Annotated in this window: 21 protein-coding genes; 11 read left to right on the plus strand and 10 right to left on the minus strand. The window is 60.3% G+C overall.

The window, feature by feature from the left end:
- Positions 1-179: 179 nt before the first annotated feature.
- Positions 180-1,073 (plus strand): ROK family protein, encoded by an 894-nt coding sequence (locus JJ889_RS14100; RefSeq protein ID WP_291896197.1) that lies wholly within the window; start codon positions 180-182, stop codon positions 1,071-1,073.
- Entirely contained in the window at positions 1,070-2,392 is a 1,323-nt protein-coding gene (locus JJ889_RS14105) for a DNA polymerase IV (RefSeq protein ID WP_291896198.1), read from the plus strand. The genes JJ889_RS14100 and JJ889_RS14105 overlap by 4 nt, the downstream gene beginning before the upstream one ends.
- On the opposite strand, the gene JJ889_RS14110 is transcribed toward JJ889_RS14105, so the two are convergent.
- On the minus strand, positions 2,331-3,140 hold the full coding sequence (locus JJ889_RS14110; protein WP_291896200.1) for an alpha/beta hydrolase: 810 nt from the start codon (positions 3,138-3,140) through the stop codon (positions 2,331-2,333). The two genes, JJ889_RS14105 and JJ889_RS14110, sit on opposite strands and share 62 nt — an antisense overlap.
- 154 nt (positions 3,141-3,294) lie before the next feature.
- Between JJ889_RS14110 and JJ889_RS14115 the strand changes: the two genes are divergently transcribed.
- Positions 3,295-3,756, plus strand: a complete 462-nt coding sequence (locus JJ889_RS14115; protein WP_291896202.1) for a RidA family protein — start codon at positions 3,295-3,297, stop codon at positions 3,754-3,756.
- Positions 3,757-3,923: 167 nt separating this feature from the next.
- Here the strand turns inward: JJ889_RS14115 and JJ889_RS14120 are convergent, their stop codons facing one another.
- Positions 3,924-4,418 (minus strand): hypothetical protein, encoded by a 495-nt coding sequence (locus JJ889_RS14120; protein WP_291896204.1) that lies wholly within the window; start codon positions 4,416-4,418, stop codon positions 3,924-3,926.
- Between the two features lie 9 nt (positions 4,419-4,427).
- Positions 4,428-5,171, minus strand: a complete 744-nt coding sequence (locus JJ889_RS14125) for an SDR family oxidoreductase (protein WP_291896206.1) — start codon at positions 5,169-5,171, stop codon at positions 4,428-4,430.
- 167 nt (positions 5,172-5,338) lie between these two features.
- On the opposite strand from JJ889_RS14125, the gene JJ889_RS14130 reads away from it, so the two are divergent.
- Positions 5,339-6,082: a DsbA family protein gene (locus JJ889_RS14130; RefSeq protein WP_291896208.1), complete on the plus strand. Its 744-nt coding sequence runs from the start codon at positions 5,339-5,341 to the stop codon at positions 6,080-6,082.
- Between the two features lie 54 nt (positions 6,083-6,136).
- Here JJ889_RS14130 and JJ889_RS14135 read toward each other — a convergent pair whose 3' ends face one another.
- On the minus strand, positions 6,137-6,940 hold the full coding sequence (locus tag JJ889_RS14135; protein ID WP_291896210.1) for a thiazole synthase: 804 nt from the start codon (positions 6,938-6,940) through the stop codon (positions 6,137-6,139).
- Entirely contained in the window at positions 6,941-7,156 is a 216-nt protein-coding gene (gene thiS / locus JJ889_RS14140) for a sulfur carrier protein ThiS (RefSeq protein WP_291896212.1), read from the minus strand.
- A 59-nt stretch (positions 7,157-7,215) separates the two neighbouring features.
- Between thiS and aroQ the strand changes: the two genes are divergently transcribed.
- Genes aroQ through aat form a run of 4 tightly spaced genes read left to right on the plus strand, consistent with a single transcriptional unit; the run spans position 7,216 to position 10,226 of the window.
- Complete coding sequence (gene aroQ / locus JJ889_RS14145; protein ID WP_291896214.1) at positions 7,216-7,656, plus strand: type II 3-dehydroquinate dehydratase; 441 nt, start codon at positions 7,216-7,218, stop codon at positions 7,654-7,656.
- Between the two features lie 20 nt (positions 7,657-7,676).
- Positions 7,677-8,186 (plus strand): acetyl-CoA carboxylase biotin carboxyl carrier protein, encoded by a 510-nt coding sequence (gene accB / locus JJ889_RS14150; RefSeq protein WP_291896216.1) that lies wholly within the window; start codon positions 7,677-7,679, stop codon positions 8,184-8,186.
- A 27-nt stretch (positions 8,187-8,213) separates the two neighbouring features.
- Positions 8,214-9,554: an acetyl-CoA carboxylase biotin carboxylase subunit gene (accC, locus tag JJ889_RS14155; protein WP_291896218.1), complete on the plus strand. Its 1,341-nt coding sequence runs from the start codon at positions 8,214-8,216 to the stop codon at positions 9,552-9,554.
- A 21-nt stretch (positions 9,555-9,575) separates the two neighbouring features.
- The gene (gene aat, locus JJ889_RS14160) at positions 9,576-10,226 is read left to right on the plus strand and encodes a leucyl/phenylalanyl-tRNA--protein transferase (protein WP_291896220.1); all 651 of its coding nucleotides are present in this window, start codon (positions 9,576-9,578) and stop codon (positions 10,224-10,226) included.
- Here aat and JJ889_RS14165 read toward each other — a convergent pair.
- On the minus strand, positions 10,163-10,669 hold the full coding sequence (locus tag JJ889_RS14165) for a DUF2155 domain-containing protein (protein ID WP_291896221.1): 507 nt from the start codon (positions 10,667-10,669) through the stop codon (positions 10,163-10,165). The genes aat and JJ889_RS14165 overlap by 64 nt on opposite strands.
- 62 nt (positions 10,670-10,731) lie before the next feature.
- A complete protein-coding gene (locus JJ889_RS14170; protein WP_291896222.1) occupies positions 10,732-11,136 on the minus strand; it encodes an NADH:ubiquinone oxidoreductase subunit NDUFA12 in 405 nt (134 codons plus the stop codon).
- A gap of 152 nt (positions 11,137-11,288) precedes the next feature.
- On the opposite strand from JJ889_RS14170, the gene JJ889_RS14175 reads away from it, so the two are divergent.
- The 3 genes from JJ889_RS14175 (at position 11,289) to JJ889_RS14185 (ending at position 16,283) form a co-directional block, all read left to right on the plus strand.
- The gene (locus JJ889_RS14175; RefSeq protein ID WP_291896223.1) at positions 11,289-14,249 is read left to right on the plus strand and encodes a hypothetical protein; all 2,961 of its coding nucleotides are present in this window, start codon (positions 11,289-11,291) and stop codon (positions 14,247-14,249) included.
- Positions 14,250-14,302: 53 nt separating this feature from the next.
- Entirely contained in the window at positions 14,303-14,788 is a 486-nt protein-coding gene (locus JJ889_RS14180; protein ID WP_291896225.1) for a pentapeptide repeat-containing protein, read from the plus strand.
- A gap of 70 nt (positions 14,789-14,858) precedes the next feature.
- Entirely contained in the window at positions 14,859-16,283 is a 1,425-nt protein-coding gene (locus JJ889_RS14185; RefSeq protein WP_291896226.1) for a pentapeptide repeat-containing protein, read from the plus strand.
- A 92-nt stretch (positions 16,284-16,375) separates the two neighbouring features.
- Here JJ889_RS14185 and JJ889_RS14190 read toward each other — a convergent pair whose 3' ends face one another.
- The 3 genes from JJ889_RS14190 to JJ889_RS14200 all read right to left on the minus strand — a co-directional run bounded on the left by JJ889_RS14190 (position 16,376) and on the right by JJ889_RS14200 (position 19,598).
- Positions 16,376-16,702: a hypothetical protein gene (locus JJ889_RS14190; RefSeq protein ID WP_291896227.1), complete on the minus strand. Its 327-nt coding sequence runs from the start codon at positions 16,700-16,702 to the stop codon at positions 16,376-16,378.
- A 417-nt stretch (positions 16,703-17,119) separates the two neighbouring features.
- The gene (gene aspS, locus JJ889_RS14195; protein ID WP_291896229.1) at positions 17,120-18,931 is read right to left on the minus strand and encodes an aspartate--tRNA ligase; all 1,812 of its coding nucleotides are present in this window, start codon (positions 18,929-18,931) and stop codon (positions 17,120-17,122) included.
- Positions 18,932-19,064: 133 nt separating this feature from the next.
- The gene (locus JJ889_RS14200) at positions 19,065-19,598 is read right to left on the minus strand and encodes a DUF1579 family protein (protein ID WP_291896230.1); all 534 of its coding nucleotides are present in this window, start codon (positions 19,596-19,598) and stop codon (positions 19,065-19,067) included.
- Between the last annotated feature and the right edge of the window lie 68 nt (positions 19,599-19,666).

Here is a 19,666-nt window from a genome sequence, read left to right on the forward strand (position 1 = left end):
GCGACGACACGCTTCCCGTAGATGCTGCGCCTTTGCGGCGCTTGTTGAACCCCTCGTGCACTAAAACCGATCTTCCTTAACCAACAATGAGTCAGGCGGCGCTTTTCTTGCCCCGGAGAACAAGATAAGAACAAAGCCAGCGATACAAGCTTATATCTAAAGGCATATAAGGCAAAATCATGATCCGGCTCGGCATCGATCTCGGCGGTACGAAAATCGAGGCGCTCGCTATTGATGAAACGGGTGTCGAGCTGGTCCGGAAACGGGTCCCGACCCCGCGCGCCTATGAGGCCGGATTGCTTGCTATAACTGAGTTGGTCAGCGAACTGGAGCGAGAAATCGGCAAGTCCATGCACGTCGGCATCGGCCACCCCGGCTCGCTCAGCCCCGCCACGGGCCTCATGCGCAACGCCAATTCGACCTGGCTCAATGAGACCCCTTTCAAGTCAGACCTTGAGGCACGATTGGGACGAGCGATTCGCCTGGCCAATGATGCGGATTGTTTTGCCTTGTCCGAAGCCGTCGACGGCGCCGGGCGAGATTATCGAACGGTTTTTGGCGTCATCATTGGCACGGGTGTGGGCGGCGGGATCGTGGTGGATCGCACGCTTCACACTGGTGCCCAACGTATTGCCGGAGAATGGGGTCACAACCCCCTGCCCTGGATGAGCCCGGACGAGTTTCCAGGGCCCCGATGCTGGTGCGGACGTGTTGGCTGTATTGAAACCTTTCTTTCCGGCCCCGGCTGGGCCTCGATACACAACAACGAATACGCGTCTCAACTCACGGCCGAACAGATCGCAACCGACCCTTCCGAGCAATGCGTCGACAGTCGTGCCGACTATGCCGCGCGTCTCGGCCGTGCGCTGGCGAGCGTCATCAACATCATAGATGCCGACTGCGTTGTCCTGGGCGGAGGTGTGTCCAATACACCGGGCCTGGCACAAGCGGTCGAAACGCGGCTTGCCGAGTGGGTCTTCTCCGACATTTGCCGGACGCGTGTGGTGACCAATCAGCACGGCGACAGTTCCGGTGTCCGCGGAGCGGCCTGGCTGTGGGGACCTGATGAATGAGTGACGCCGGCGCTTATTGCCGGTCCTGCCTGGAACCGGTCGCGGTGGATCTTCGACAATGCCCCGCCTGCGGCTCCCGCCGCATTCTGCAGCACAACGAGCTGAATACACTGGCCATCGCCCATATCGATTGCGATGCGTTTTTCGCGGCGATCGAGAAGCGCGACAATCCGGAGCTGGAAGACAAGCCGGTCATTATCGGCGGCGGTCAGCGCGGCGTCGTCTCCACAGCCTGTTACGTCGCGCGCATGTATGGCGTTCACTCGGCCATGCCTATGTTCAAGGCCCTCGCCGCCTGTCCCGACGCCGTCGTGATCAAGCCGGATCATGGCAAATACACAAAGGAAGGATACAGGATCCGCGACATGATGCGCGAGATGACGCCGCTGGTTGAACCGCCGTCCATCGACGAGGCCTTCCTCGACCTGTCCGGTACAGAACGCCTGCACAACGCCCCGCCAGCGCATACCTTGTTGCGGCTGCAACGGAAGATCTGGGAAGAAGTCGGGATCACGGTGTCCGTTGGGCTGTCGCACAACAAGTTTCTCGCCAAGACAGCCTCGGACCTGGAAAAACCTGACGGGTTTGCGGTGATCGGCAAGGCTGAGACGATGGACTTCCTGGTCAAACGCCCGGTGCGCGCCATCTATGGCGTTGGCCCGGCCTTTGCCAAAAAGCTGGAGCGCGATGGTCTGCACACCCTCAACGATATCCGCCAGCGCGGCGACAAGGCGATGGCCCAGCGTTATGGCGATATGGGTTATCACCTCTCGCGTCTTTCGCGCGGAGAGGACACTCGGCGGGTCAATCCGGTCGGCGAGCGCAAGAGCGTCTCCTCCGAGACCACGTTCAATGCCGACATCAATGACCTCCGGGAGCTGGAGAAACGTCTCTACCGGCTGTGCGTGAAAGTCGCCGACATCATGAAGTCCAAGGAGATTTCCGGCACGGTCATCACCCTCAAGCTCAAGAGCTCGACCTTCAAGACCAAGACTCGCCGGCGCACACTGACCGAACCGAGCCAGTTGGCCGATACCCTGTTCAAGGTGGGCCGGGAATTACTGGCCGGGGAGATAGACGGGACGCGCTATCGTCTGATTGGCATCGGCTATTCCGGCCTGATCGATGCCGTTGGCGATAGTGGAGACTTGCTAGACCCACAGGCCATCCGCCGGGCCACGGCAGAACGCGCCATGGACAAGGCCCGGGCAAAGTTTGGAACCGATGCTGTGGTCAAGGGACGGGCCTTGAGGTCGGCTAAAGATACCCGTCAAACCAGTCATACGGCAGGCTCCAGAACGCCTTCGCGGAGCGACTGAAAGCGCCATGATGGTCAATTCGTTTCGCACCCAGCTCTGCCGGGTCAAGGCGCAGCTGTTCGGTCGGCGCGGCAGTGTAGAAGCTCAATAGGTCATCTGCGGAGCGCCGGGAGCAAAGCTGGTCATCAGTGAAGGTCCAGTCGCGGATGGGTGCGGAAATCCTGTCGAACCCGTGTTCGCCCAACACGTCATAGAATTCCGTGAAATAACCGGGCCGCTGTGACCATTGACGCCATTGGGTGAAGACATCACGGGGCAAGGCCGTACCGGTCCACAATCCACCGGCCGGGATGTGATTGTGAAGGGCCAGCATCAGCGGACCATAGCCCCACCAGAAAAACAGCGCCTTGTGTCGATAGCCGGGCTCATGAGCCCCGTGATAGCCGGTCCCGGCGGTGACGAAACCGTGCGCCTTCGCCTTGTGCGCATTGTCCGCAAAACCCAGCAGGTGAGCGCCGACCGAGTGGCCCAGCGTAAACAGCGGTTTGCCGGGTGCCAGCGCTTCGGCTGCATCCAGCGCCGCAGGAAAGTCCAAGCGCGCCCAATCCATGATGTCAGCATCAAAGCCGCGCATCTGCTCCGGGGCGGATCCAGCGATACCGCGATAATCATAGATCAGGGCCGCATAGCCGCGCTCAGCGCCAAAACGGGCCATCCGCGCATAGAGTTCCTTGGGGAAACCGGTTCCCGACGAGATCAGCACCGTTGCCCGGGCGTTCTCCAGCAGAAAACACCGGGCGGGCAGCATGTAGCCGTCTCGCGCTGGCAGGAAGAATTCGTGTTCGTGAATCGGGACTATGAGACCAGCATGCCCATTTACGTTCGCGTCAGGTCAAGCTTCACGATTGCATGGGCCGCATGCCTGACCTAAAGCGGGGGCAACAATGCCAATGGAGAGTCCCATGTCAGCCATCGACACCCGCCTTGCCGACCTCGGTATCGCCCTGCCCGAACCGGTTGCCCCGGTCGCCAATTACGTTCCGTTCGTGCGCACCGGCAACCAGGTCTTCATCTCTGGCCAGGTTTCGATTGGCGCTGAAGGTCTGGTGAAGGGCACGCTGGGCGGCGATATGGATATCGCTGCGGGTCAGGCCGCGGCGCGTCTGTGCGCCATCAACCTGATCTCCCAGCTCAAGGCCGCCTGTGAGGGTGACCTTTCCAGTGTGAAACGCGTGGTGAAACTGGGCGGGTTTGTTGCTGCGACCGCCGATTTCATCGACATCCCGCAAGTCATCAATGGCTGTTCCGACCTGATGGTCGAAGTGTTCGGCGATGCCGGCCGCCACGCGCGTTCAGCGGTGTCCTGTCCGGTCCTGCCGCTCGGCGCGGCTGTCGAAGTCGATGGCGTGTTCGAAGTGGAGTGACACGACGCCATCCCTCTCCCTCTCGAGGGAGAGGTTCGAGCGAAGCGAGGGGAGACGGGTGCGCAGCGAAAGCTGCGCCAGGGAAAATCCGTGCCACTCATCGCCCCTTCGGGGCACTTTCCCCGAGGGGACAGGGGAGAAGGATGAACGTGTCACCGCTCAATTCTTTAATTCCACCAGACAGCGGGCGCATCGAGGGTTTGCAGGCGATGGCAAACGCGCACGGCGCAAAATGGCTGGAAGAAGAGCTGGAGCATCGTTCCTGCGACCGCAAAAGGGTTCGCCAAACCCTTCTCCGCGCGTTCCAGCGCCATGGCGGCGAAACCGCTCAACAAGAGAACAGCGAGAAATACCAATCCCGCTGACAAGGCTTCAATCAAATAGGCCTGCTCGGGTTTAAAGACCTCTGACGAGACCAGAGCGAAGACCATCAGAGGCCAAGCTGCCAGGCCAATTTTCACGAAGCCCCCCGGCAGTGGCGACGACAGGTGTCCATTCGAGCGAACGAACACCTGCGCCATAAAGACCAATGCAATAGCGACCCCAACAAGCCCGACCGCTACCGCACTTTCAACCTGCCCAGATGCTTCCAGTGCCACGCGAATGATCAATCCGACAGGCATGGCGGCACTTACAAGAATGGGGTGTTTGGTCAGGTCCAACTATTTGCCCTAGCTATTCATCCCGCCATCAGCATTGATGACCGCCGCATTGACGTAGGAGCTATCGTCGGACGCCAGGAAGGTCGCGAGGGACGAGATCTCCTCGACCGTGCCGTAACGACCGATCGGGACCATCATCTTCTGGAAGTCCGCCTTGTCGCCATCGGCCGGGTTCATGTCGGTGTCGATCGGACCGGGCTGGATGACATTGGAACGGATCTGTTTGCGGCCCAGCTCGCGCGCGGCGCCGCGAGCCAGCAGCTGAACACCGGACTTGGACGCGGAATAGACCGCAATGCCCGGCGCCATGACCGCTTCGGCTGCAACTGAACCAATGGTGATGATGGAGCCGCCATGCTCCATGACTTCATAAGCTGCGCGGAAGGCTTCGAACGGCGCGCGCAGATTGATCGCCATGGTGCGTTCCCACTCTTCGTCGGAGCATTTGGCGATCGTCGTCAGCGGGTAGACCCCGGCGTTGTTGACCAGGATATCCAGCTTGCCGAAGCTTTCCACCACGCCGCGGACCAGCTTGTCTGTTGCGCCCGCCTGTGCGGCATCACAGTGAATGGCCTCAGCCTTTCGACCCATGCCGCGGATCTCTTCGGCGACGGCTTCCGCCGCGGCCTTTGACCCGCCGTAACTCAGCGCGACATCAGCGCCCTCTGCTGCATACGCCTTGGCAATCGCTGCGCCGATACCGCGGCTACCGCCCGTGACCAATGCCGTCTTACCGGCCAACCGTGTGCTCATGCTATCTCCCCTTAATGGTGTTCTTTTGCACTGGAGAAAGCTTAGGGCGATGTTCACCCTTCGCCCAGTAGTAACATCGACTTGACTGTGAATTTAGTGCTCGCCCCCTCGCCCCGGCCCTGAGCGTCGTCTACATGGTGTCCGGGTTAAGTTATGGGGTCTGATCGATGACACGCGTTATTGCCTTGCTTGCTGCTGCCGCATTCCTGCTCGGCTGCCAGCAGGCGCCTGCCGATGCACAGCTGACCGAGCCCGAGCGGGATGAAGTCCGCGAACTGGTTCGCGAATACATCCTCTCCAATCCAGAGATCATCGAGGAAGCCCTGATCGAACTGCAACGTCGCGCCCGCGATCGCGAAATGCGCAGCTTCTATACGGCTATTGAAGCCAATCATGACGCCATCTACGGCGATCCCCGCGATGCGCGGATCGGCCCGGATGATGCCGATATCATCATCGTCGAGTTTGTCGACTACAAATGCTCTTACTGCCGCATCGCCGCGGAATGGCTCGACAGCGCGACGGAGCGTTATGGCGACCGTGTCCAGATTATTTTCAAGGAATACCCGGTGCTCGGCTCCGACTCGATCGAAGCGGCCCGGGCGGCTCTCGCCGCCCTGCGCCAGGGCGAAGACGTCTATCGCGCTTTCCACCACGAGATGATTACAGCCTCCGGCCCCCTTCCGTCGCGCCGGATAGACAGCCTCGCGCAGATGGCCGGCGTGGATGTCGCCCAGATGCGTGAAGACATGCAGGACCCGGCCCTGATGGCCCAGATCGGCGAGGTCCGCACGCTCGGTCAGGTCATGGGCGTTACCGGCACGCCCTTCTTCATTGTGGATGGCCGCGTTATCCCGGGCGCCAATGAGCTGGGCCTGGAACAAGCGCTTCAGGCCGCCCTGGCGGGGTAGGCGATTTTTGGGACCTACGAAAAGCCCGGATCAAAACCCGGGCTTTTCTTGATTCTAGATCAAACCACTCAGCGGGCTCGATGGATCGGCATAACGTTTTTTCGGCATACGTCCAGCCAGATAGGCTTCACGGCCGCCGATAACGGCGTGTTTCATGGCCTGTGCCATGCGGATCGGGTCTCGTGCCTCGGCGATGGCGGTGTTCATAAGAACGCCGTCACAGCCCAGCTCCATCGCGACAGCCGCATCTGACGCGGTACCGACACCTGCATCGACAATCACCGGAACGCTGGTCTGCTCGATGATGAGGCGGATATTGACCGGGTTCTGAATGCCCAGACCGGAGCCGATCGGCGCGCCGAGCGGCATGATGGCGCAACAGCCGATCTCTTCCAGCTTCTTTGCGTAGACCGGATCATCAGAGCAATAGACCATGACGTCGAACCCGTCCTTGATCAGGAGTTCGGCAGACCGCAGGGTCTCCGCCATGTCCGGATAGAGGTGTTTCGGGTCGGACAGGACCTCCAGCTTGACCAGGTTCCAGCCGCCCGCCTCACGCGCCAGGCGCAGGGTGCGCACTGCGTCTTCTCCAGTGAAACAGCCCGCCGTATTGGGCAGATAAGTGTAGTCGTCCGGCGAAATGAAATCGACCAGGCGCGGCTCGTCCGGATTGGACAGGTTCACCCGGCGCACAGCGACGGTGATCATCTCGGCACCGGAAGCCTTCAGCGCCTCGGCGTTCTGGGCATAGGTCTCGTACTTGCCGGTGCCGATGATGAGGCGGGAATTGAACGTCCGCCCGGCCACGACCAGCGGCTTGTCCTCGACGGTTTTGTCCAGGGTCATCGCGTCATCCATTTATCCACCTCCAACAAAGGCGACGATTTCCAGCCGGTCGCCTGATTCCAATTGTGTATCCGCGTAGAGCGATTTGGGGACGATTTCGAGATTGCGTTCCACCGCCACCTTGCGGCCATTGATCTGCAATTCCTCAAGCAGGCCAGCGACCGACAGGCCGGTATTCACCGATTTAGTCTCGCCATTCACCGTCAATTCGATCACGTCACCGCTCACTTCGCTTGTGTCCCCGTTCAGACACGTCGTAGAACTTCCCCACGCTGATTTGCAAGGCCATGACGAAACCGATCTACATCATCAACGGGCCCAACCTCAATTTGCTGGGCACGCGCGAGCCGGAAATCTATGGCGCGCTGACACTGGACCAGATTCGCGAGGCCTGTGAGGCTCACGCCGGCAAATCTGGGATGCCCGTCGCCTTCTTTCAATCCAATCACGAGGGACAGCTGATCGACTGGCTGCATGACGCAAACGTCAACGGCAGTGCTGTGGTCATCAATCCCGGTGCATACACACATACATCAATCGCTTTGCATGACGCTGTTCGCGCTATAGAACCTCCCGTCATCGAAGTTCACTTGTCCCAAACGGCAGCCCGTGAAGAGTTCAGACACCAATCCTTCATTGCCGCTGCTGCGAAGGGCAGCATTACCGGTTTCGGTCTGGCCAGTTACTTGCTGGGGATCGATGCCGCTGTTCAAAGCCTGAACACCTGAGACAATCAAAGGCCCATTCCATGAGTTCTGATTCCCAAACCGGTGCACCGCTTGATACCCGCCTAGTTCGTGATCTCGCGAAGATCCTGCGTGACAAGGAACTGACTGAAATCGAAGTGGAGCACGGTGAGCTCAAGCTGCGCATCGCGCGTGAAATCACTGCTGCCCCGGTCGTCCAGACCGTCGCCGCCGCACCCGTCGCAGCTGCACCTGCCCCTGCCGCCGCTCCGGCTGCAGTGCCGGCCAGCCCGCCGGAAACCCCGGCTGCCCAGGACACGGCTGACATGTCCGCGCATCCGGGCGTCGTCACCTCACCGATGGTCGGCACGGCCTATCTCAAGCCGAACCCGGACAGCGAGAATTTCGTCAAGGTCGGCGATAATGTGAAACAGGGCGACACCATCCTGCTGGTGGAAGCCATGAAGACCTTCAACCCGATTACGGCGGAAAAGTCCGGCAAGATCGCGGAACTTCTCGTGGAAGACGGCCAGCCGGTCGAATACGGCGAACCGCTTTTCATTCTCGTCTAATCGCTCACCCCTTTTGCGAGCGCGCCCATGTTTGACAAAATCCTGATCGCCAATCGCGGCGAAATTGCTCTTCGTGTCCACCGCGCCTGCCGCGAGATGGGCATCCGCACGGTGGCTATCCATTCCGAAGCCGATGCCGACGCGATGCATGTCCGCCTCGCTGACGAGAGCGTGTGTGTCGGCCCGCCGCCGGCCGGCAAGAGCTATCTGAACGTTCCCGCCATTATAGCGGCGGCAGAAGTGACCGGCGCCCAGGCCATCCACCCGGGTTACGGCTTCCTGTCGGAGAACGCGCGTTTCGCCGAGATCGTTGAAGCCCACGGCTTCACCTTCATCGGCCCGACGGCAGACCATATCCGCATCATGGGTGACAAGATCACCGCCAAGCAAACCGTCATGGACGCCGGCATCCCCGTCGTGCCCGGTTCTGAGGGCGGCGTCGCCACCTATGAAGAGGCGATCCCGATTGCCGAGAAGATCGGCTATCCGGTCCTCATCAAGGCGGCATCGGGTGGTGGTGGCCGCGGCATGAAGGTCGCCGAGACCGCTGCGGACCTGAAAGAAGCCATGGATACCGCCTCGACCGAAGCCGCGGCGGCGTTTGGTGACGGCACGGTCTATATCGAGAAATATCTCGGTCGCCCGCGCCATATCGAGATCCAGATCCTGGCTGACACGCATGGCAATGTTGTGCACCTGGGCGAGCGCGATTGTTCGCTGCAGCGTCGCCACCAGAAAATCCTCGAGGAAGCTCCCTCACCGGCACTGAACGCGGAAGATCGCGCCAAGATCGGTGAAACCGTGTCCAAGGCCATCGGTGCCATCGGTTATCGCGGTGTGGGCACGATCGAATTCCTGTGGGAAGACGGCGAATTCTATTTCATCGAGATGAATACCCGCCTGCAGGTGGAACATCCGGTCACCGAAATGATCACCGGTATCGACCTGGTGCGCGAACAGATCCGCGTTGCTGACGGTGCGCCGCTGGAGATCACCCAGGAGGACATCAAGTTCCGAGGCTGGGCGATCGAATGCCGGATCAATGCCGAGAACCCGAAAACCTTTGCGCCGTCTCCGGGCAAGGTCACGGATTTCCATGCACCAGGTGGTCTGGGCGTGCGCCTAGATAGTGCCCTCTATGCCGGCTACTCCATTCCGCCCTATTATGACAGCCTGATCGGCAAGCTGATCGTCCATGGCCGTACCCGCGAAGAAGCTCTGCTGCGCCTTCGCCGGTCGCTGGAGGAAATGGTTGTCGGCGGTGTTGAAACCACGACCCCGCTCTTCCTGGACCTGCTTGAAGAGGCCGAATTTGTGAATGGCGACTACCATATCCGCTGGCTGGAAGACTGGCTGGCTGACCGCTAGGCAAACGCCGGAAAGGATGCGATGCGGGTCTTCGGCACAGCCGAACTGCTCGACTGTTATGCGCGCGGTGTCTTCCCAATGGCGGACTCGCGCGATGACCCGCGCATCTATTTGCTTGATCCCGATGAACGCGGCGTGCTGCCCCTCAACGGGCTGCACGTCTCCAAGCGTTTAAAGCGCAAGGTCAAACAGCAACCCTATCGCATCACTTTCGACACGGCGTTCCAGCGCGTCGTCGAAGCCTGCGCGACACCTGCGCCCGGGCGCGAGGAAACCTGGATCAATGACGGGATATTTGGCCTGTACTCAGAACTGAGACGGGATGGTTACGCCCATTCGGTCGAGGCCTGGCAGGATGATGAGCTGGTGGGCGGGCTTTATGGCGTTTCCCTCGGCCGCGCCTTTTTCGGCGAGAGCATGTTCAGCCGGGCAACTGACGCTTCAAAGATCGCCCTGGTCTACCTTGTCGCGCGCCTGAGAGCGGGTGGCTACACCCTGCTGGACACACAATTCACGACTGAGCACCTGGAAACGCTGGGCGTGGTCACGATTACCCGCGAGCAGTATCACGAGCGACTGACCGAAGCGCTGGAAGGTGTGGGAGATTTCTACTCGATGCCCGCAGATACGTCGGCATCCGACGTTCTGCAATCAAGCACCCAGACATCATAAACCGGGTGTTCCAGCGGGTTCTGTGCCGGGCGTGAGCCAAACATCCAGCCGGAGAAGATGGTCTCACCTTCCGTATCCACTCCAAAACCGTCCGTGCGGCGATCCTGGATCTGGAGGAAAGCGTAGGTTTCCGGCGTTTCTTCCGGCGGGCGGCGGCGGCAATATTGCGCCGTCACAATGAGCGCGCCGAATTCATAGCTCTCACCGATAGCAATCTCGAAATCACGCGTGCGCGCCGTCACCTTGTCGAGACCACGCAAAACGACAACGTCACCTGGCTCGCTGGACAGCTCGTAATCGCCCAGAAGGCGCGGGTCGATCTGTTCCGCTTCCGGATCAACCGCGTTGGGATCATCCGCCCGCAGCAGGTCTGCAGGATCTTGTGCCAACGAAACTGAAGATAACAGCGAGGCGGCGAGAATTCCGGTCGAAAAACGCATCATGACACCAAGCTGTCCAGTGATTGTGGCGCTGTCGAGGCCTTACGCCTCACAGGCGATCCGGATTATTCCGGCTTCCAGGCCTCGTAATCGCCAGAAGCAGTCTGGCGGTCTTCTGCGCGGGCAAGCGAGCCTGACGGGCGATAGGCGTGAACCGTTCCGGTCAGATTGGGATGGTGGTCTTTTTCCCAGTCCTGGCGCTTGAGCGGCGCTTCGGTCGGCGGATGTTCAAACGTGTGATGCATCCAGCCATGCCAGTCGGACGGCACGCGAGAGGCGTCGGCGTAACCGTTATAGATGACCCAGCGGCGCTTGTTGCCATCGGGACCGGTGACGCCCTTTTCCTCGTAATACTTGTTGCCGAACTCGTCCTTGCCCACCAGCTTGCCGCCGCGCGAGGAGATGGTCAGCAGCGTTCCGGGTGTGGCGTCTTTCCACCAGACGAAGATCTTGGAGATAAATCCGAGCATTGGGTGGCTCCGAGTCGGTCGTAACAATCTGCCCGTATATGCCCTTCCCGCGCCTCCGGGTCCAGTCTTCTTAACCGCAGGCTTCAGACGACTCACCGGGCTTGTTAGAGTCGAGCGATTCCCGACCGATTCGGGAGCGTGAGGGTGGTCACATGAAGATGCTGGAAAGCTTTAAGGAATGGCTGAAGTCAGCCCCTGAAGCCGCAAAAATCGAAGCGCGTGAAATCGCACTGGATTTCGATCCGGACAGCGACGTCCCCTCACCGGTCCGCAGCATGCGCCTGCCCAAGGGTTGGAACGAGGCCGCGGCCCGCGCCCTTTCCGACCTGCTCGACACACCACGACCGACCCGCACCCGGACCAAACCGGGCCTGAAAGCCTATGCCGGCCTGGTCGCACAGATCCCGGCAGGCAAGGAACGCGAAGTCGAAAACAGTATCGAACCCGCGATCGACCGCCTGTCCGGCTCGCTGACCTGGGCAGTCGCCCGGGCCGGTCTGATCGAAGACACCGAAGACGCAAACCGGCTACGTGACACACTCGCCTTGAGCATGCTGGGTCGTTTCGTCGTGCCAGAAGCCGATCTCTGGCGTCATGGGGGCGCTGACTGGGCTTATGGGGACGCGATCCCGTCATCCACACCCGCACGCCGAACAGACCGCTTCTCTGCCAGCGCCGAGGACGCGCCGGAACGCCTGCGCCAGGTCGCTCAAAAGGAACTCCGCTCGAGCGTGCTCGATGTCGGCGCACGCGTGATGAAGGATCGCCTCAGCGCAATCGGCGAAGCCTGCCGGCGCTGTTCCGGCGAGGCAGAGCGTTTCGATCCACGCCAGAACGCAGCACTCGCCCGTGCCATGCGACAGGCCTTGCGCGACGGTGTCCCTGAAGAAGCCGTTGAACGGGCCCTGGCCCTCGCGCAACAGGGCGCCGACGACGATACGCTCGCAGGCCTGGCGCCAGAGATGGAAACGCCAGCTGCCTGTGTTCTCGAAGTCGCGCCGGGTCTTCTCGAAGCGCTCGAGGCCGACAGCGCCTGGAGCTTTGGGCCAAAGGGCGGAAGCGTGCGTGCCCGCGGCTTCCGCAACACGATCGCCCGCTCCATCTGGAGTTTTGGTGCACCACAGCTCAGCTTCCATGAAAGCCCGACCGAAACTGGCGCCGTCGTCTATCTGAACCTGCCAGCCTTCCTGGACGCGTCCGGACTGCGCACGGATTTGCTCTCAGACACCGTTTTTGCTTGGACAACCGCGCTTAGCGTCAGCGCACCCAAGGACGAACCGGTTGCGGGAACATTTTCACTGAGCGGCATGGCCGCCGTGCTCATGTCCTGCGGCATTGCCTACGACAGCGAAATTGGTCGCAAGACGGCCGCAGCCATTACCCGGCTGATTACTGGATACATGCGCCAGGCCTGTGCACAGACCGGTGCCATGGCCCCGGCGCTGGGCGCAGACATCGAATTTGACGCTGGCGAGCTGCCACAAGCCCTGCAGACGCTGGCGGACGGACTGCGCGAGCTGCCGGCCCGGTTTGAAGCGAAAGGTGCCCTGTCACGCCCTGGCGTGCTGCTGTCGGCGCTGCCTGTGCCTGCAGACGTCGCACCGCTGATCGAAGCCGACGCACTGGGCGCAAGCCATGTCATCAATTCCATCACCACGGATATGGGCGAAACTGGTGGCAGCACGCTGCGGGACAGTGCACGCAATGGCCTGAAAGCGCTGGGTCTCAATGCCAGCCAGATCGAGAAGGCCGAGGACCACGCCGCCGGACACGGTACATTCAAGGGCGCTCCCGGGATTTCCTTTGAGGATCTGATGCTCAAGGGCGTGCCGATCGAGGCGCTTGAGCGCATGGATGACAGTATTGGCGAAGGCGCGTCCATCCGCTTCGCCTTCAACCGCTGGACGCTGGGAGACCGGGTGTGCCGGGACATTCTGCGCCTGCCACACGATGTCGTCGCGGAACAGGGTCAGTCCCTGTGCGCAGCCGCTGGTTACTCCGACAGCGATGTTGCCATCGCGGATCGTTACGCCCACGGCTCCGGCCAGCTGGACGACGCACCGTCACTCAGCCCGGAACAGCGACGTGTATTCGAACAACCGTCCAACCGCGCCCAGCTGGCGATGGCCGCTGCGCTGGAAAGCCAGATGTCCGGCGTCTGCGACACACGCCTGGCGCTCGACGCCGCAGCAACCATCGACGATGTCGCAGAACTCTTTGATCTTGCTATGAAAGTCGGGCTGCGCCAGGTCGCGATGCGCCGCACGGGTTCCGGCCTGTTTGACATGTTGCCGGCGATCGATTTCGACAAGGGCGACTACACCGCCGAGCCCCAGAAAGAGCGCATCATCGAGCGCACCGTCGAGGTCGAACGTGTCGTCGAAAAACCCGCAGCGCGCCGCAAGCTGCCCGATCGTCGCAAGGGTTATATCCAGAAAGCTACCGTGGGCGGCCACAAGGTCTATCTGCATACCGGCGAGTTTGATGACGGCGAGCTGGGCGAGATCTTCATCGACATGCACAAGGAAGGCGCCGCCTTCCGCTCGCTGATGAATAATTTCGCCATCGCGATTTCCATCGGATTGCAATACGGCGTGCCGCTGGAAGAATATGTCGACGCCTTCGTCTTCACGCGCTTCGAGCCGGCCGGGCCCGTTGAGGGCAATGATTCCATTCAACAGGCGACGTCCATTCTGGACTACCTCTTCCGCGAACTCGGCGTGTCCTATCTCGGGCGGGACGATCTGGCGGAAATTTCACCGGACAAGGCCGATCCGGGTGGTCTGGGCCAGGGAGTGGAGCAGGAGAAACTCCTGCAGGAAGACGCGGCCCGCTTCATATCGCGCGGTTTCTCGCGAGGCCAGGTGCCCGACAATATCCTGATGTTCGCTGGTGCCGCGAAGAAAGCGGCCAACGCCAATGATGGCGACGAGATCGTCCAGGAAGAAATTGTCGAGATCGAGCACGCCTCTGCCAGCAGTACCGTAGCGACAACCAGCCCGGTCAGTGAAGTCAGCGCCTATCTGGGCGACCCCTGCCCGGAATGTGGTCATTTCACCCTGGTCAGCGAAGGTAATGGCTCCCGCTGTGACGCGTGCAACTGGTCCGGCTGAAAACCGGCGCAAGGCTTGCACTGACAGGGAAAGTCCAAGCGGAGCGGCCCACAATGACACGGTTTATCGCAGCTATTTTCATGACCCTGTTCGGTCTTAGCCCGGCATTGGCGCAGAATGCCGGCGAGATCGCCCGTGTCCAGGCTGGGCAAAGCTGCGCGGGCTGTAATCTCTTCCAGGCCGACCTCGCCTATCGCGACCTGCCCGGCGTCAATCTCGCCGGTTCGCGTCTGCGCCAGGCCGATCTCTCGCTGGCAACAATGAACCGGGCGGATTTCAATGGTGCCAACATGAGTGTCTCCAATCTGTTCGGCGCTCGGTTTACCAGAGCGAATTTCCGCAATACCAATCTTCAGCACGCTGTGCTGGTCGGCGCCTATCTCGGCGGGGCGGACCTGCGCGGTGCTGACCTGACGGGTGCCAATCTTTCCGGTGCCGATCTGCAAACCGCAGGCGGCCTGACCCAAGCCCAGCTGAATACGGCCTGCGGTGACAGCAGCACACGACTGCCCGCCGGCTTGAACATCGCGAACTGCTAGTTGTATTCTAATACCCGATATTACTGGCTTTTAAGTCGATTTCGGGTGTCACCTGACCTATCCGGTTAGTATGAAGTCATTGCATTTGTTCAGCGCCCTGCTTCTGGGCGGCAGCATTCTGGCCGCTTCGCCTGCTCTGGCAGGTGAAAACGATCAGCCACGCCGCGGCCTGGCGATCGGCGGTGAATGCGAGGACTGCGACTTCTCCGACAAGAACCTGTCCGGCGCGACCTTCATCGGCGCGGAGTTTTCGGGATCCAGTTTCCGCAATTCCGAGCTGGTCGGTTCCAACTTCATGGAATCGCGCTTCGCACAGACCGATTTCGCGCATGCAGACCTCGACGAGGCCCAGCTTCGCGGCGTGACTTTCCTCAATTCCGACCTGTCACATGTCGACCTGCGCAATGCGCGAGTCGAACGCGTGAACTTCTCGGATACCGATCTGACCCGGACCAATTTTTCCGAGGGCGAGCTGGTTTTCGTGACATTTGTCGGCAGTGAGCTGATCAATACACGTTTCATAGATACCGAGCTGCAGCAGGTGAATTTCCTGCGCGCCAATCTCAATGGAACCGTCTTTCGCGACGCCCAGCTCCGCGATGCCAATTTCAGCCATGTAGTTGGTGAACGCATCGACTTTCGCGATGCTGACCTCACGGATGTGAGTTTCGAAGGTGCTGTTCTGCATGAGGTCGACTTCCGCGAGGCGGAACTGTCGGGCGTCGATTTTTCCTCGGCTGTGATTGTTGACCCGCAGGGTCTCACCAAGAGTGCTCTGGCCGGTGCCTGTGGTAACGAAGAAACCCAGATTGGCCGCGGCGTCGCCCTGCCTCCGTGTCACTCGGAGGCCCGCAGCAATGTCGGCTATTCCTACGACTTCCGTGTGCTGTCCCGCGAAGGACGTGATGAAACCGAGGCGCTGCTGCAGGAGCTTGAGGCGGTCGGCGGGATCCGTGTGGAACTGCTGCACCAACTGGGCACTATTGCCGAGGACCGGGCCCAGCAGGTCGAACGTCAGCAAGTACAACGCGCCCTTCGTGCCGCCATGCGTGACCTGGCCCATCGCGAACGCGAGATTGATCGCGCCATCCGCGAAGCCGAACGCAATGGCGGTGATGTCAGCCGCGAACTACGCGATGAACAGCGCGAACTTTCGCGCGCCCAGCGCGAGACAGTGCGGGCGTTTGACGAAATGGAACGCGACATCGCCGACGCGCAGCGTGACCGCATCGAGGTCCGTCGCGAGGCTCTGGAACATCAGCGTGCCTTCGCGCTGGAAATGAGCAACCAGATCATGCGCCAGGGCAGGATCGTGATCCCTGACGGCCATGATGGTGACTATGTCTTCGTAATGCCCGGGCCATTTCCACCGACCGCGCTGGAAATCATCGAAGATATCCCGGAACTGGAAGGTGGCCGCGACCAGGAGTTCGAATTTGAATTCGAAACCCCGGAACAGCCTGATGCGCCAGAAGTCGAGCTCGACGAAAACTAGAAAAAAGGGCCACTCATCGAGCGGCCCTTCTCTTTGTATCGATACGAAGTAGGGAAAGCTGCCCCCTCTTCATATCCGTTTGCAGTTTCCAATCAGGAAACTTCACAAGACTTGGCGTCATAGATGTCCATCAGGTGCTCGTGACGCTCTTGAGCAAGGTCCATCGCCCGGTCAGCTTCCATGTAGTTTCCAACAGCTGCAGGCCAGAAGAATACAACAGCAGCCACGTTAGCCGTATTGACGCCCTGATTGTTCTCGGCTTCTTCCTGGATATCGTCCAGAGCATGCATTTCTTCCTCAAGCTGCGCACAGCTCATGCTCTGGTCGCCCGGCTGGCGTACGTCGACTTTCGGAGTGGACGTACAGGCCGTAGCGAACAACGCTGCCACAGAGACAGCGAGGATAGCTTTGATTTTCATTGGGTCCCCCATGATGCAAAAAAACAATTCCTGATTGACCTATATGAAGCCTCTTTGCAACGGATTTTTCTATCCTTTTTTGAGAGACTTGCTTGGCGAAATTAACGCCACGCACGCCCCGAGGCGTGGCGTGGAAGGCGGATCGATACCGCTTATGATTGCCCACAAAGCAATGGAGACTGTTGACCATACTAACGACATCACCAAACAAGACCTGATCGTCACGTTCCGCCTCTGACGACACGCGGTGATTGTCGCGCCAACCAGTCCCGCCATCTCGAATCTTCGATAAGCCAGGCAAGACGGATATCCAGCTCGTCTTCTCCTCTTGCCAGGACCGGGAATAAAAAACGGGGCCACCAAGGGCCCCGCTCTATCAGTAAATGCCGCTGTGACGACACTTGGCGTCGAGGGGCCCTATTTTTTCTCTTCCGGAACAACCGTGCGAATGTGCAGCTCGCGCAGGTGTTTGTTCTCGGCCGTGCCCGGCGCGTTCATCATCAGGTCGCGGGCCTGCTGGTCCTTCGGGAACATCACGACTTCGCGCAGGTTTTCCTGTTCGCAGAGCAGCATGACGATCCGGTCGACACCCGGCGCGACGCCAGCGTGCGGCGGAGCACCGAAGCGGAAGGCGTTGAGCATGCCGCCAAACTCTTCCTCAACGACATCCGCGCTGTAGCCGGCATACTCGAAGGCTTTCAGCATCACGTCCGGGCGGTGGTTACGCACAGCACCGGAAGAGAGCTCGACGCCGTTACAGACGATGTCGTACTGCCAGGCTTTCATGGCCAGCAGGGTCTCGTCGGACGGGTTGTCCAGAGCGAGGAATTCCTCGGCCGTCATCTGCGGCATGGAGAACGGGTTGTGCGAGAACTCGACCTTCTTGTTCTCTTCATCCCACTCATACATCGGGAAATCGACGATCCAACAGAAGCGGAACGTATCTTTCTCGCACAGATCCAGCTCGGTGCCGACGACGTCGCGCGCCTTGCCGGCAAAGGAAGCGAACTCGCTCGGATCACCGGCCGCGAAGAAGACGGCATCGCCGGCTTCCAGGCCGAGATCGGCGCGCAGGGCTTCGGTGCGCTCCGGTCCGATATTCTTGGCGATCGGTCCGGCGGCTTCCAGGCCACCATCGGCTTCACGCCAGAAGATATAGCCCATGCCCGGCTGGCCCTCTTTCTGGGCCCAGGAATTCATGCGGTCACAGAAGGCGCGCGAACCACCGGTCTTGGCCGGGATCGCCCAGACCTGGACCTTGGGATTGCGTTCCAGCATGCCGGCAAAGACCTTGAAGCCGGAGCCACGGAAAGTCTCGGATGCATCCGACATCTTGATCGGGTTGCGCAGGTCCGGCTTGTCGGAACCATACCACTGCATCGCATCCTTGTAGGCGATATGCGGGAATTTTGCATCCGGCACGGAACGACCTTCGGAAAACTCCTCGAACAGGCCCTTCATGACCGGTTCGATGACGTTGAATACGTCTTCCTGAGTGGCGAAGCTCATTTCCATGTCGAGCTGATAGAACTCGCCCGGCGCGCGATCCGCGCGCGCATCCTCATCACGGAAACACGGTGCGATCTGGAAATAGCGGTCAAAGCCGGAGACCATGATCAGCTGTTTGAACTGCTGCGGGGCCTGCGGCAGGGCGTAGAACTTGCCCGGGTGCAGACGTGCCGGCACCAGGAAGTCACGCGCGCCTTCCGGAGACGAGGCGGTCAGGATCGGCGTCTGGTATTCGGTGAAGCCCTCATCGACCATGCGACGACGAATGCTGTCGATGATCTGGGACCGTTTGACGATCCGCTGGTGCAGGCTCTCACGACGCAGGTCGACATAGCGGTGCTTGAGGCGAACTTCCTCGGACCATTCCGGCTCGCCGAAGACCGGCAGCGGCAGCTCGTCGGCTTCGGACTGGATGGCGAGGTCCTTCACACGCAGCTCGACACCACCGGTCGGCAGGTTCTCGTTCACGGTCTCTGCGGAACGGGCGATCACCTCACCGGTAATCGTGACGACACTCTCGACACGCAGGCGCTCCAGCGTGGTGAAGTGCTCGCTTTCCGGCTCCAGCACACACTGGGTCAGACCGTAATGGTCACGCAGGTCGATAAACAGCAGACCGCCATGGTCGCGTTTACGGTGGATCCAGCCGGAAATACGGGCCTCCTGGCCAACATGTTCCGGGCGCAGTTCAGCGCAGGTGTGAGAGCGATAAGCGTGCATTGTGCGTCGTCCGTCAGAACAGAAATCGTGTTGCCGCGACATGCCGGTTTGCGGCGCACAATGTCAAGGATAACGGGCGATGGGCTGCAGTTGATTGTCGCGGGAAAGCCCCTCCCGGGTCCGTTGCACGTACCTAGTTGCGCGGTTCAAACACCATCCGCATGAAGGGAGCCCAACTTTCGCCGCCATCCACGGCGCTTTCAGCAAGGATTGCAAAACCGGTTTCCGTGTCTTCGAAGGTCAGTCGGCCAAACACATATCCGCCCTCCGAAGTGGGGAAGCCGGTGCCGGAATTGAGATTGGTCACCTGGATGGGCGCGCCGGCTTCACCTTCACCGTCATAAAGGTCGGTATAGCCATTGAGGTCATCCAGAACGACAACCCGATAGCGCTGATTGAACCGGTCATAACCAAGGCTCATGCGCATCTGGAAAACGGCGCCAGGAAACGGAACGGCCACATCGAGCTCATGAAATGCCCCACCCAGCGTTGTCTGGCCGCTGGCATGGGAAGCAGCCGGCTCGCCCCACTCACCGTTTTCGTCGGTAAAACGTGTTTCAACGCTCCAAACACCCTGGCTCATCGCAAAGCCGGAAACATCCTGGGCGAAAGCCGATACCACAGGTGCCATCGACAGAAACAGCGCGGAAACAAGAACTCGAAACATGATCAAACTCTCCTGGATGTACGCCCTGTCTAACAGGGCGCTCCGGCCAGGCCAGCGCCGAGTGACGA

It is taken from the genome of Maricaulis sp. (genome assembly GCF_017643475.1).
Taxonomy (GTDB): domain Bacteria; phylum Pseudomonadota; class Alphaproteobacteria; order Caulobacterales; family Maricaulaceae; genus Maricaulis.